The organism is Nocardia carnea, from assembly GCF_029869215.1.
GTDB lineage: Bacteria > Actinomycetota > Actinomycetes > Mycobacteriales > Mycobacteriaceae > Nocardia > Nocardia carnea_B.
The window spans coordinates 1-12,674 of record NZ_JARWPM010000048.1 but is presented as its reverse complement, the minus strand read 5'-3'; the positions used below and the strand labels follow the sequence as shown (position 1 = coordinate 12,674).

The window sequence follows — 12,674 nt, the reverse complement described above, 5'->3', positions numbered from 1 at the left end:
GGCGCAGAATGATCCGGCTGCTGAGGATATCCACCCTGAACAAGTGTAGGGGCGCCGCGACCGCAGGCGTGGGACCGGCGTCAGCGGCCCCCCAGCCCCCCCCGGTCGGCGCCCAAACGGACAGGACGCACAAACCGCCCGCCCCACAGCAAAAAAGAACCCGTACCCAAGGCGCCCCGCGCGCGCGGGGGGGGGCCCGGCGCCCGCGCCCCCCGAGCCGCCGCGTTTCGGCGACAATCGGATCGTGACGCTCTACCTGCCGGACCATCAGCAGATCAGAACCGTTGCCCTGGGCGCACGGCTGCGTAACTGGCATCCGAGCGCAAGGGACTGGCTGCTGGGCAAGATCGACCACCCGTTGGACGACTGGGACACCCGGGCCTTCTTGACGGTCCCGGGTGTCGTCTGGACGGTCTCGAGCGATACCTGCGCGACCGGGCGGTTGAGCGCGCCCGAGAACGTGGCCTACGACCACGACTACCGCGAATTCGTCTTCCGTCAGCCCCGGGACGACGACGAACTCGCGGCGATCATGAGTGCCGACTCCGAAGAAGTATTCGGCTGTTACCGCTTCGACGGCCTGAATCGCTGGACGTCGCAGAGCCTCGCCGCTTGGGTCGAAGACAAAGCGGTCGTCGTGGGCTACGTCCGGCACGTTCTCGCCACCGGGGACAACTCGGAGATTCGCGACTGCCTCGGGCAGTACGAGGCGTATCTGACCGGTGCGGAGTTCGGCGATTACCTCCGCGATTTCCGGCAGTATCTGGAAACCCGCGAGCGGAAGTCGGCAGCGATGACGGACTCCGTGCCGGCCGCCGCCGCGCAGGTAACCGATCGCTGAACCGCCGAACGGCGACGGTTCAGAAGTACCAGGGGTAGGGGCTCCAATCGGGTGCGCGCTTTTCCAGGAAGGAGTCGCGGCCCTCGACGGCTTCGTCGGTCATATAGGCCATGCGGGTCGCTTCGCCGGCGAAGAGTTGCTGGCCGACCAGGCCGTCGTCGGCGAGGTTGAAGGCGTATTTGAGCATGCGCTGGGCCTGCGGGGATTTACCGTTGATCGCCGCGGACCATTCCAGGGCTACATTCTCGAGTTCGGCGTGGTCGACCACGGCGTTCACCGCCCCCATGGCGTGCATCTCCTCGGCGGTGTAGGGGCGGCCGAGGAAGAAGATCTCGCGGGCGAATTTCTGGCCGACCAGTTTGGCCAGATAGGCGCTGCCGTAGCCACCGTCGAAACTGCCGACATCGGCGTCGGTCTGTTTGAAACGCGCGTGTTCGCGGCTGGCCAGGGTGAGGTCGCAGACCACGTGCAGGCTGTGGCCGCCGCCGGCCGCCCAGCCGTTGACCAGGGCGATCACCACTTTCGGCATGAAGCGGATGAGCCGCTGCACCTCCAGGATGTGCAGCCGTCCGGCGCGGGCCTTGTCGACCGTGTCGGCGGTATCGCCGCTGGCGTACTGGTAGCCGCTGCGGCCGCGGATCCGCTGGTCGCCGCCGGAGCAGAAGGCCCACCCGCCGTCCTTGGGACTCGGGCCGTTCCCGGTGAGCAGGACAGCGCCGACATCGGAGGTGGTGCGGGCGTGGTCGAGCACCGCATAGAGTTCGTCGACCGTATGCGGGCGGAAGGCATTGCGCACTTCGGGGCGGTCGAAGGCGATCCGGACGGTGCCCTGTTCGATATGCCGGTGGTAGGTGATATCGGTCAGGCCCTCGAACCCGGCCACGTCGCGCCACAGCGTCGGATTGAACGTCATGGGGGTGATTACATCAGGCCGGGTACGGGCCGCGATGGCGCGTTGACTTCACCACATCTGCACCGAATCGTTTGGACGCCGTAAAACCCCGGGATACCGTGCAAGGTATGAGCGAGCAGACCCAACCGGCAGTCGACGACCGGGTCGTCGAGGATCGGATCGCGCACCAGGCGGCCCCCGCGGTGGGGCGCGGCAGCGCGGCGGTGGCGCACCGCTCGGCCGCCCGGCCGGCCCAGCGCCCGGTCGCTCGAGCTGCGCAGCGGACAGCCGATGCGCCGGCCGGTGAGTACGAGCAGCACGGCGGGTTCCCGAAGCTCACTCCCGCCGAGGTCGGCCCGGAATTCGGTGAATTCGTCGAGGCCATGCGCACGCTGCAGGATCTGGCGGTCTCGGCCGACGCTCCGATCGAGGTCTACCGCGAAGCGCGCGACAAGGTCGGCGAGCTGGTCGAACTGCTCGCGCCGTATCGGGCGGCGGAGGGTAAGAGCCCGGCCGGGCGGGCCGTCGAACTCCCGGGTCGCGGCAGTCTGCTGCTGCTGCCGTGGCGCACGGTGTCGGCCGGTCCGGACGGCATCGTCATGGAGGGTGTGTTCCGCCGGTTCCATCTCGGCGGGAACGCCGCCGCCCACGGTGGTGTGCTGCCGCTGCTTTTCGACGATCTCTTCGGAATGACCGTGCACTACGCCGGGCGCCCGATCAGCCGGACCGCCTTCCTGCACGTCAACTACCGCAAGGTGACCCCGCTGGACACACCGTTGACGGCCCGCGCCCGGGTCGAGCGGATCGAGGGCCGTAAGACGTTCGTCAGCTCCGAACTCCTCGACGAAGAAGGAACCGTCCTCGCCGACTGCGAGGGCCTGATGGTGCAACTCCTGCCCTGGCAGCCGTAACCGGTTCGGCCGGCAGTTACTTCGGTACCCCCGCGGACGAATTGGTGCGGGAATGCATTCGTGTGGGCGATGCGTATAGTTGCGTTGCCCGTCCATACGAGTACTGATCCGGAGGATCCTTAAATTGGTTGCAGCACTGTCTGAATCACTGCTTGACGAGGCTACGCGCCCGGCCTTCCTCGCCGACGCCGTCCAGGTCCTGGACGCCGAGGTCTCCGATAAGGGCGGTGCCTCGGGTCTGGCCGTGAAGGGTGGGTACGCGGCGGTGAAGAAGATCAGCCCGTCCATCGTGCCCGACGCCCTGGAATCGCTGGCGCCCAAACTGCTCGAGCAGCTGGAGCCGTACTGGAACGAGTACAAGGCCGGCGCCGCCGGCAGCTTCGGCGAACTGCTCGCCGGTAAGGGTGACGAGGTCGCCGAGGCCTTGCTGACCGTCACCGATGCGCGTGCCGCGGCCTCGAGCCGTCCCGCACTGCAGAAGGTGTACAACTCGATGCGTTCCTCGGCCAAGAAGAACGTCATCGAGGCGCTGCCCCGGGTCGGCGACCTGGTGCAGAAGCACGCCGGATAACCGGATCCCGCGGCGGGCGGGCGCGCGCCCCCCGGGGGGGGCTCCGTGGGTCATACCCCCGCCTAAAACCCGCCCCCCGGGGCGGCGGCCCCCCCCCCACGTGGGGGCCTCGACGACGAGGTCCCCAACGGGGGGACAGTAAAGAGGTTCGCGGCCGGAGTAGGGTGTGCCCGCGACCAGCGCTCACTATGTGAGCAGGGTGACGCAGACGCGTCCGCCGGGGTCTGACAGTCTGGAGGCGTGAATCCGTCAACAGCGCAAGCCCGGGTGGTCGTCGACGAACTCGCCCGCGGCGGGGTGCGGGAAGTGGTCCTGTGCCCCGGCTCGCGCAACGCTCCGCTGGCGTTCGCGCTGCAGGCCGCCGACGCGGCCGGGAAGCTGCGGCTGCATATGCGTATCGACGAGCGCACGGCCGGATTCCTGGCGGTCGGCCTGGCCGTGGCCTCGGGCGCGCCGGTACCGGTGGTGATGACCTCGGGTACCGCGGTCGCCAATCTGGGCCCGGCGGTGCTGGAGGCCAATTACGCCCGGGTACCGCTGATCGTGCTCAGCGCCAACCGCCCGTACGAGATGCTCGGGACCGGCGCGAACCAGACGATCGAACAACTCGGCCTGTTCGGCAGCCAGGTCCGCGCCACCATCAGCCTCGGCCTCGCCGAAGCCGAACCCACCCCCGAATACCCCCGGCAGAACAGCGTGTGGCGTTCCGCGGTATGCCGGGTACTGGCCGCCGCGCGCGGCACGCGGTCGGGCAATGCCGGCCCGGTCCATTTCGATATCCCGCTGCGCGAACCGCTGGTGCCGGACGCCGCGAGCGAGGAAACCACTCCCGCCGGACGCGGCGAGGACCAGCCGTGGACGGCGACCCAGTACGCCACGCTCGACGTTCCGCTCGATATCGATCTCACTCCGGACACTGTCGTGATCTCCGGCCACGGCGCCGGTTTACGCGATGAGCTGGCCGCTCTGCCGACGGTCGCCGAACCCACCGCGCCCGTCCACGGCCCGGCCCTGCATCCACTGGCGTTATCGCTGCTGAAACCGCGGCAGGCGATCATCACCGGCCGGCCCACCCTGCACCGGCAGGTGTCGCGGGTGCTGGCCGATCCCGAGGTCACCGTGTACGCGCTGACCACCGGCCCGCGCTGGCCCGATGTGTCGGGCAATGTGGTCGGCACCGGCACCCGCGCGGTGACCAGCGGTGCACCCACCGCGCAGTGGCTGGCCCGCTGCCGGGAACTGGATCTACGGGCCCGCGAAGTAGTGCGCGAGGAACTGGCCCGCCATCCCAAACCCACCGGCTTGCATGTGGCCGCGGTCGTCATGGACGCGCTGCGCGAGGGGGATCAGCTGCTACTGGGCGCGTCGAACCCGGTTCGTGACGCCGCGCTGGTCGCGGCGCCGAAACGGGGTGTGCGGGTGCTCTCCAACCGCGGAGTCGCGGGGATCGACGGTACGGTCTCCTCCGCGGTCGGCGCCGCACTGCATCATCCCGGCCGCACGATCGCCCTGATCGGCGACCTCACCTTCCTGCACGATGCGTCCGGCCTGCTGATCGGCCGCGGCGAGCCCCGCCCCGACGATCTCACCATCGTGGTCGCCAACGACGACGGCGGCGGCATCTTCGAACTCCTCGAGCAGGGCGACCCCCAATACGCAGGCGTCTTCGAGCGTGTCTTCGGCACCCCGCACGGCATGGATCTCTCCGCCCTGTGCGCGGCGTACCGCATCCCGCATCGGCAGGTGGACCCGGCCGGACTGACCGCCGAACTCGCGGGCCCCGGCGGCGGTTTCCGGGTGCTCGAGGTGCTCACCGATCGCACGGGCTTGCGCGAACTGCACGCCGCGGTCCGTGCCAAGATCGACGCGTAGCGCACGGCATCGTCTCCTGATCCTCGGCAGTTCCGGCTGCCACGTGATGAGCTGGGTCGCGCGGTAGTCCGTGTGGGGATCCGAGCGATGAGTTCGCGGTCTTCGCCTCGTCTCCATTGGATCAGCCCTGGATCGAGGAGACCGCATGCACCCCGAATTCGACCTGTCGCCCGCGGCGGACGCGCTGGCCGATATCGTCACCGCGATCGACGACACGCAACTCGACGCGCCCACGCCCGCCGATATCCCCGTCCGCGCCCTGATCGAGCATGTGGGCGGTCTGGCGGAGGCGTTCCGGGCGGCCGCCACCAAGGAATCGCTCGGTGCGTCCGCCGCGCCCGAGTTCGGTTCCGGCGATGCGCTTCCCGGCGACTGGCGCACCTCCGTACCCGCCCGGCTGAGCGCGCTGGCGCGAGCCTGGCGAGCGCCTGCGGCATGGGACGGGGATACCGAAGCCGGCGGGGTGACGATGCCGGCGCCCGTCACCGCACGGGTCGCCTTGGACGAACTCGTCATTCACGCCTGGGATCTGGCGCGCGCCACCGGACAGGACCTGAAGGTGAGCGATTCGGATCTTGCCGTGCTGCTGGAATTCCTCCAGGACACCCCAGCGGAAGGCACACCCGGCCTCTTCGGCCCCGTGGTCCCGATGGGCCCGGCGGCCCCGGCGGTGCACCGGGTGCTCGGCCTCACCGGCCGCGATCCCTTCTGGATTCCCTCCGCCGACTCGCTCCGGACCACGTCGTCCGGCTGATCCGGCACGGCGTCGCGCGACGAATCGCGGCGCCGAACGCGAAACCAGGGAGCTCGCGGTACCGGCCGAGTCGAAGCGCGGATGCGCGGCGGGGGAGGTGGCGGCGGCGCGTAGGCTGTCGGCGTCATGATCGCTCTCCTGATTGCTCTCGCCGGGTTCGCGTTCATCGATTCGCTCGATCTGCTGCTGGTGGGGGTCACCGCGGCGGTGGTGGTGGACAGCCGGCTCGCCCGGCAGTCGCCGGTGCCGGGAGGGGCGAGTTTCATCGCCGGGGTTTTCGTGGTCACCACGACGTTCGGCCTGCTGGCGGTGCTGGGGATCGATTTCCTCACCGATCTGGTGGATTTCGAGTTGACCCCGACCGTCCGCACCTGGGGCGCATTGGCTTTCGCTCTCGCGCTGTTGGTCCTGGCGGCAGTGCCCGCCGGTGCGCGGGCCGAACCACCGGCGTGGACGGTAGCCATCCGGCGGCGACCCTGGTTGCTCGGCGTATTCGGAATGGCCATCGGTCTGGCGCAGGCGCCGACCGCTATCCCGTATCTGGCGGGCCTGGCCATGATTTCGGCCCGCGATCCGCGGCCTGCCCTGTGGCCGCTCATCGTCGTCGCCTACTGCGCGCTCGCGCTGTTGCCGCCGCTGCTGGTGCTCGCGCTGGCGACCCGCCGTACGCCCGCCGCGCAGCGGGTCTACCGGGCTGTTCTGCGCGGTGTCACCGAATACGGTCCGCTGTCGGTACGTATCGTCTTCGTGCTGCTGGGGCTCGGCCTGATCACCGCGGTGGCCCTCGACTACGACCACCTGTGGTGAACCGGAGACCGTGGGCGCGCCGGGCGCTCAGGTGGTGAAACGAACGAAAACTCCGGCGGCGGCAGCGCTCGCCGCGGCCTCGGCCGCGAACCGGACAGCGTGTTCGTCGATCGGGTCGCCGCTCGCCAGCAGGCGGTAGTACAGCGGTCCGGAGACGGCGCTGAGTACGGCGCGCGGGTCGGTGCCGGTCGGTACCTCGCCGCGCTCGACGGCGTCGGTGATACACGGTGACCATTCGGTGAGTCGTGCCTCGTAGAAGCGGTGCAGCGCTTCGGAGGTGGCTTCGTCGCAGGTCGCCGCGGCGATAACGGCCCGGAAGAGGCGGCCCTGCCGCGGGTCGGTGAGGGTTTTCGCCACCAGGCGGGCGTTGGCGTCGAGATCGCCGTGCAGCGATCCCGTGTCCGCGCGCGGTACCGATTGTTCGGCCATATCGACCAGGAGGTCGGCGACGAGTCCGGCGGGGGTGCGCCAGCGCCGATAGACCGTGGTCTTGCCGACTTCGGCGAGCGCGGCGACCTCGGTGAGATCGAGTCGCGCGAAGCCGTGCTCGGCGAGCAGATCGCCGGCGACCCGCAGTACCGCCCCGCGTACGCGAGCGGTCCGGCCACCGGGCCGGGCCGAGCCGGGTGCGGCCTCGTCAGCAGTCATAACGGAACTCCAGTTTCATTTGTGTGGCAGACGATGTATGTTCTAGGCATTAACGAAACTCTAGACCCTTTAGGAGTCGAGATGGAATACCGTCGCCTGGGATCCTCCGGACTGGTCGTACCCGCACTGAGCTTCGGTGCCGGTACCTTCGGCGGCCGCGGGGAGTTGTTCGGCGCCTGGGGGGATACCGATACCGACCAAGCGCGCCGGCTGGTCGATATCAGCCTCGACGCGGGGGTCACGATGTTCGATACCGCCGATGTCTATTCCGACGGCGCCTCCGAGGAAGTGCTCGGCGCCGCCATCCGCGGCCGGCGCGACCGGCTGCTGCTGTCCACCAAGGCGAGCCTGCCCACCGGACCCGGCCCGTTCGACGCCGGCTCGGGTCGTGCCCGGCTGATCGGTGCCGTGGAGGCCGCGTTGCGCCGGCTCGGCGTCGAACACATCGACTTGTTCCAGTTGCACGCCTACGACGCCCGGACCCCGGTCGAGGAGGTTCTCCGCGCCCTCGACGATCTCGTGCGCGCCGGCAAGATCCGCTACCTCGGCGCCTCCAACTTCGCCGGCTGGCAGCTGATGAAATCGCTGGCCGCCGCCGACCGGCACGGGCTCACCCGCTATATCGCCCACCAGGTGTACTACTCGCTGGCCGGGCGCGACTACGAGTGGGAACTGATGCCGCTGGGACAAGCCGAGGGAGTGGGCGCGGTGGTCTGGAGTCCGCTCGGCTGGGGCCGGCTCACCGGCAAGATCCGCCGCGGTCAACCACTGCCCGCGGGTAGCCGGCTGCACCGCACCGCAGAAGCGGGGCCGCCGGTGGACGACGAACATCTCTACAACGTCGTGGACGCGCTCGACGACATCGCCGCCGAAACGGGCCGGACGGTGCCGCAGATCGCCCTGAACTGGTTGCTGTCGCGTCCGACGGTCGGCACGGTGATCGTCGGCGCCCGCAACGAGGAACAGCTGCGGCAGAATCTCGGCGCCGTCGGCTGGGAGCTCACCGCCGACCAGATCGCCCGGCTCGATGCCGCGAGTGCGCTCACCCCGCCCTACCCCTACTACCCGTACTACCGGCTGCCCGACTTCACCCGGCTGAATCCGCCCGCCGTACCGGTCACCGCGGGTCAGTAGACGTCACGCACGTAACGCTTCTCGGCCACCAACTGCTTCTTGAAGGCCAGGGCACCGTCCTCGTCGAGTTTGCCGTGGATGCGGGCGATACGCAGCAGCGCATCGTCCACATCCTTGGCCATCCGGGTGGCGTCACCGCAGACATAGAAGTGGGCGCCCTCGCGCAGCCACGACCACAGTTCCGCACCGTGTTCGATCATCCTGTGCTGCACGTAGATCCGTTCCCGCTGATCCCGGGAGAATGCCAGGTCCAGCCGCGAGAGATGGCCGGAGCGGAACATATCCTCGAGTTCGGCGCGGTAGTAGAAGTTCTGCGCCGCGTGCTGATCGCCGAAGAACAGCCAGTTCTTCCCGGTGGCGCCCAGCGCGCGGCGCTCGTGCAGGAAACCGCGGAACGGCGCGATCCCGGTACCCGGACCCACCATGATCATCGGCACGCTCGGGTCCAGCGGCGGCCGGAAATGCGGGGCGCGCTGCAGGAAGACCGGCACCTGCGCGCCGGCGGCGCGATCGGCCAGGAAGGTGGAGCACACGCCCCCGCGCCGGGCGGCCGAACCGGCGGCCCGCGGATCGCCGTACCGGACGATCCCGACGGTCAGTTCCACCTGCCGCGGGTCCACCAGCGGGCTCGACGAAATCGAATACTGGCGCGGCTGCAACTTTTTCAGGACATCGAGCCATTCCACCAGGTCGGCCCGGACCGGGAAATCGCGCAGCACGTCCACCACCTGGCGATCCCACAGGTAACCGGCCAGCTCGTTGCGGTTGTCGCGGCGCAGCAGCTTGGCCAGCCGGTTGCTCGGATTCCGGTCGGCCACGAATTCCAGGAGGTCCCGGGAGATCTTGGCGATGTCGTACCGCGTGCGCAACGCCTGCTCCAACGGCATCTCGGTATCGCCCGCGGAGACCGTCCGTCCGGCGTCCAAGCCGGTGGCCTCGAGGAATTCGGCGACCAGTGCCGGGCAGTTGGCCGGCCATATCCCGAGCGAATCACCCACCTCGTAGCGGGCGTCCGAATCGCTGAGGTCGAAGGCAATCCGCCGGACCTCCTTCGCCGCATCGGCTGCCGTCAGCATCTCGTTGCGGATCAGGGGCGCCGGGACCGGCAGGTTCCGGGTGAACGGGGCCGGCGCCGGACGGCGGGTGGGCGTCGGCGCTGGGCGTTCCAGGACACCGGTCGCCGTGGTCCGGCCGGCCGGAAGTCCGGCCCGCTCGGCTCGACCCGCCGTACCGGCTCTGCCACCGGTGCGTATTCCGGATCCATCGCCGGCGCCATCGGGGCGCCCCCCGAACCTGTTGCCGACGCCACCGGGGTGGTCGCCGAACCCGCTGCCGGCATCCGGGCCTGGACTGCTGTCGGTGTGCGGATCCGCACCGCCGCCGGTGAGCGCCGCGATCACCCGGTCCAGCCAGTCCGTGCCGGGTTCGGCGAAATCGGGTTCGCTGTCGACTCGCGGCAGCAGCCTGATGGCACCGCGTTCGGCGAATGTCGTGTCCAGCCGGCGGCCGTGACCGCAGAAGTCGTCGTAGGAGGAGTCGCCCATCGCGAACACCGCGAACCGCATACCGGTGAACCGCTGCGCGCTCGCCGCGAGCCGGGTCCAGAAATCGGCGCCGTTGTCGGGCGGGCCGCCGTCGCCGAAGGTACTGCTGATCACCAGGACATCGCCGGACAGCGTGGCGAGATCGCAGGAGTCCATATCGATCAGGCGCGGCTGGAAGCCGGATTCGGTCAGCCGCTGCGCCGCGGTGGCCGCGAACTCCTCGGCGTTGCCGGTCTGCGAGGCCCACAGCACCGTCACCACCGGACTCGCCGTCGCCGCCGCGGTGTCTGCCGATGCCGGTGGATTCGCTGACTCGACGCGCGAATACATTCCGGCCAGCAGTCCGTCCACCCACAGCCGGCTCTGCCGGGACAGCGGCGCGGTCTCCGGGAGCACCGGCTGCCCCGACACCGGCAGCGACTGTAACGCCGCCAGATAGCCGCCGAGGTAGATCCGTTCGGTCTCGCTGAGTGTGGGCGAGGCCGCGCCGTCGAGCCCGAGGATCGCCGCCAGTGGATGTTTCCCAGCGGATGCCGCTCGGCTACCGGGCATTTCGGGCGACTCTGCCCGCACCACCGGCGCCACCCGGCGCAGCGCGACCGCGCACGCCTTGAACTCCGGCTGCAGTGAAGCGGCGTCCACCGCGTCATTGGTGACGGCGTTGATGGTCAGGTATTCGCCCTGTTCGTCGTTCCAATGGAACGGCGCGAAACAACCGCCGGGACGCACCCGGTCGCTGACCCGCACGGGCAGCACGGCGCGACCCCGTCGCGAGGTGATCTCCACCTGATCGCCCGCGGCCAGCCCCAATTCGCGGGCGTCGGCGGGGTGGATCTCGGCGAACGGGTCGCGATTCAGTTTGTTGAGTTTGTCGATCCGGCCCGTTTTGGTCATCGAATGCCACTGATGCTGGAGACGGCCGGTGTTGAGCAGGAACGGGTAGTCGTCGTCCGGCAGCTCGGCCGGCGGCATATGCGGGCGCGGCCAGAACACCGCGCGCCGGCTCGGCGTCGGGAAGGCCAGGCGCGGCCGGTGCCCATGCTCGTCGACGAACGCGGTCTGGCTCACTCCGTCGTTGACGTAGCGAATCGGGTTGCGGCGCCGAGCGGGGTCCGGGCACGGCCACTGCATGGGTCCCTCGCGCAACCGGTCGTAGCTCATCCCGCGCAGGTCGTAACCGGTGTCCGGGTTGGCGAACCGGCGGATCTCCTCGAATACCTCGGCGCTGGAGGTGTAGTCGAAGCCGGGGAAACCCATCGCGGTCGCGATTCCGGCGATGAGTTGCCAGTCCGGCCGGGCCTCACCCGCCGGGTCGATCGAGCGCTGCTGCAGCGTGACCGTGCGCTCGGAATTGACCATCGCGGCATCGGTTTCCGCCCACAAGGTCGCGGGGAGCAGCAGGTCGGCATAGGTATTGGTGGCGGTGTCGGTGTAGGCGTCCTGGGTGATCACCAGTTCGGCGGCCTCCAGCCCCGCGATCACCGTTTTCCGGTTCGCCACCGTCGCCACCGGATTGGTGCAGATGATCCACGCCGCTTTTATCGTGCCGGCCGCCAGGCCGCGGAACATTTCCACGGTGCCGGGACCGGCCTCGGCGCGCAGAGTCCCCGGTGGGAGTTCCCAGGCGGTCTCGACGAAGGTCCGGTCGGCGGGGGAGAGCACACTGCGCTGGCCGGGCAGCCCGGGCCCCATGTAGCCCATTTCCCGGCCGCCCATGGCGTTAGGCTGGCCGGTCAGCGAGAACGGTCCGCTGCCCGGGCGGCAGATCGCGCCGGTGGCCAGATGCAGATTGCACAGGGCGTTGGTATTCCAGGTGCCGTGCGTGGACTGATTGAGGCCCATCGTCCACAGGCTCATCCATTCACCCGCCGCGCCGATCCACCGGGCCGCCGTGCGGATATCCTCCTCGGCCAGCCCGGTCAGGGCCGCAACCCGGTCCGGGGTGTAATCGGCCAGGAATTCCGGCATGGCCGCCCAGCCCTCGGTGTGCTCGGCGATGAACTCCTCGTCGATATCGCCGGCCTCCACCAGCAGATACAGCAGTCCGTTGAGCAGGGCGAGGTCGGTACCGGGGGCGATCTGCAGGAACAGGTCCGCACGGGCGGCGGTATCGGTGCGGCGCGGATCCACCACGATCAGTTTCGCGCCGGCCTTGAGCCGGTCGGCCATCCGCAGGAAGAGAATCGGATGGCAATCGGCCATATTCGCGCCGATCACGAAGAACAGGTCGGCATGGTCGAAATCGTCGTAGGAACCCGGCGGGCCGTCGGCACCCAGCGACTGTTTGTAACCGGTTCCGGCGCTCGCCATGCACAGCCGGGAGTTGGCCTCCATATGCACGGTCCGCAGATAGCCCTTGGCGAGTTTCGTCGCCAGGTACTGCGCCTCCAGCGACATCTGCCCGGAGACGTAGAGCGCGATCGCGTCCGGCCCGTGTTCGTCCAGGATCGCGCGCAGCCGCGCCGCGGCTTCGGCCACGGCCTCGTCCACTCCCACCGGCTGCGGTTCGGCCCCGCGTCCGGGCCGGCGGTAGGCGGTGGTCATCCGGCCCGGCGCCCGCGTCAGTTCGAGATGGGTGGCGCCCTTCGTGCACAGTCGCGCCGCGGTGGCCGGAGGCAGTTTTTTGCCCCCCCCCAAGGCGCTAACACGCCCCCCCCGGGCGCCCGGACCCGGGGGGGGCACCCAGACCCCCCCCCCCCC

Annotated in this window: 10 protein-coding genes; 7 read left to right on the top strand and 3 right to left on the bottom strand. The window is 69.5% G+C overall.

Annotation, left to right across the window (positions count from 1 at the left end; all coding sequences use genetic code 11):
* Positions 1 to 244 precede the first annotated feature (244 nt).
* The gene (locus QH276_RS02075; RefSeq protein ID WP_280396911.1) at positions 245 to 841 is read left to right on the top strand and encodes a hypothetical protein; all 597 of its coding nucleotides are present in this window, start codon (positions 245 to 247) and stop codon (positions 839 to 841) included.
* Between the two features lie 19 nt (positions 842 to 860).
* Here QH276_RS02075 and QH276_RS02070 read toward each other — a convergent pair whose 3' ends face one another.
* Positions 861 to 1,754 carry a 1,4-dihydroxy-2-naphthoyl-CoA synthase gene (locus QH276_RS02070; RefSeq protein WP_280396910.1) on the bottom strand — a complete coding sequence of 298 codons (894 nt, stop codon included), beginning with the start codon at positions 1,752 to 1,754 and terminating at the stop codon, positions 861 to 863.
* Between the two features lie 107 nt (positions 1,755 to 1,861).
* Between QH276_RS02070 and QH276_RS02065 the strand changes: the two genes are divergently transcribed.
* From QH276_RS02065 to QH276_RS02045, 5 genes are all read left to right on the top strand, one after another.
* Positions 1,862 to 2,644 (top strand): PaaI family thioesterase, encoded by a 783-nt coding sequence (locus tag QH276_RS02065; RefSeq protein WP_280396909.1) that lies wholly within the window; start codon positions 1,862 to 1,864, stop codon positions 2,642 to 2,644.
* 124 nt (positions 2,645 to 2,768) lie between these two features.
* The gene (locus tag QH276_RS02060) at positions 2,769 to 3,215 is read left to right on the top strand and encodes a DUF6918 family protein (protein WP_280396908.1); all 447 of its coding nucleotides are present in this window, start codon (positions 2,769 to 2,771) and stop codon (positions 3,213 to 3,215) included.
* Between the two features lie 240 nt (positions 3,216 to 3,455).
* On the top strand, positions 3,456 to 5,087 hold the full coding sequence (gene menD / locus QH276_RS02055) for a 2-succinyl-5-enolpyruvyl-6-hydroxy-3-cyclohexene-1-carboxylic-acid synthase (protein WP_280396771.1): 1,632 nt from the start codon (positions 3,456 to 3,458) through the stop codon (positions 5,085 to 5,087).
* Between the two features lie 145 nt (positions 5,088 to 5,232).
* On the top strand, positions 5,233 to 5,841 hold the full coding sequence (locus tag QH276_RS02050) for a TIGR03086 family metal-binding protein (RefSeq protein WP_280396770.1): 609 nt from the start codon (positions 5,233 to 5,235) through the stop codon (positions 5,839 to 5,841).
* Between the two features lie 126 nt (positions 5,842 to 5,967).
* A complete protein-coding gene (locus tag QH276_RS02045; protein WP_280396769.1) occupies positions 5,968 to 6,648 on the top strand; it encodes a GAP family protein in 681 nt (226 codons plus the stop codon).
* Positions 6,649 to 6,675: 27 nt separating this feature from the next.
* Here QH276_RS02045 and QH276_RS02040 read toward each other — a convergent pair whose 3' ends face one another.
* Positions 6,676 to 7,296: a TetR/AcrR family transcriptional regulator gene (locus QH276_RS02040; RefSeq protein WP_280396768.1), complete on the bottom strand. Its 621-nt coding sequence runs from the start codon at positions 7,294 to 7,296 to the stop codon at positions 6,676 to 6,678.
* A gap of 81 nt (positions 7,297 to 7,377) precedes the next feature.
* Here QH276_RS02040 and QH276_RS02035 point away from each other — a divergent pair, with 81 nt between their 5' ends.
* Positions 7,378 to 8,430 (top strand): aldo/keto reductase, encoded by a 1,053-nt coding sequence (locus tag QH276_RS02035; RefSeq protein WP_280396697.1) that lies wholly within the window; start codon positions 7,378 to 7,380, stop codon positions 8,428 to 8,430.
* On the opposite strand, the gene QH276_RS02030 is transcribed toward QH276_RS02035, so the two are convergent.
* A complete protein-coding gene (locus QH276_RS02030) occupies positions 8,424 to 12,611 on the bottom strand; it encodes a bifunctional nitrate reductase/sulfite reductase flavoprotein subunit alpha (protein WP_280406575.1) in 4,188 nt (1,395 codons plus the stop codon). The genes QH276_RS02035 and QH276_RS02030 overlap by 7 nt on opposite strands.
* Positions 12,612 to 12,674: the final 63 nt, after the last annotated feature.

Excerpts from the sequence above, each read along its gene's own strand:
- QH276_RS02070 (WP_280396910.1), bottom strand. The coding sequence starts at position 1,754 with ATGACGTTCAATCCGACGCTGTGGCGCGACGTGGCCGGGTTCGAGGGC.
- QH276_RS02065 (WP_280396909.1), top strand. The coding sequence starts at position 1,862 with ATGAGCGAGCAGACCCAACCGGCAGTCGACGACCGGGTCGTCGAGGAT.
- QH276_RS02050 (WP_280396770.1), top strand. The coding sequence starts at position 5,233 with ATGCACCCCGAATTCGACCTGTCGCCCGCGGCGGACGCGCTGGCCGAT.
- QH276_RS02045 (WP_280396769.1), top strand. The coding sequence starts at position 5,968 with ATGATCGCTCTCCTGATTGCTCTCGCCGGGTTCGCGTTCATCGATTCG.
- QH276_RS02040 (WP_280396768.1), bottom strand. The coding sequence starts at position 7,296 with ATGACTGCTGACGAGGCCGCACCCGGCTCGGCCCGGCCCGGTGGCCGG.
- QH276_RS02035 (WP_280396697.1), top strand. The coding sequence starts at position 7,378 with ATGGAATACCGTCGCCTGGGATCCTCCGGACTGGTCGTACCCGCACTG.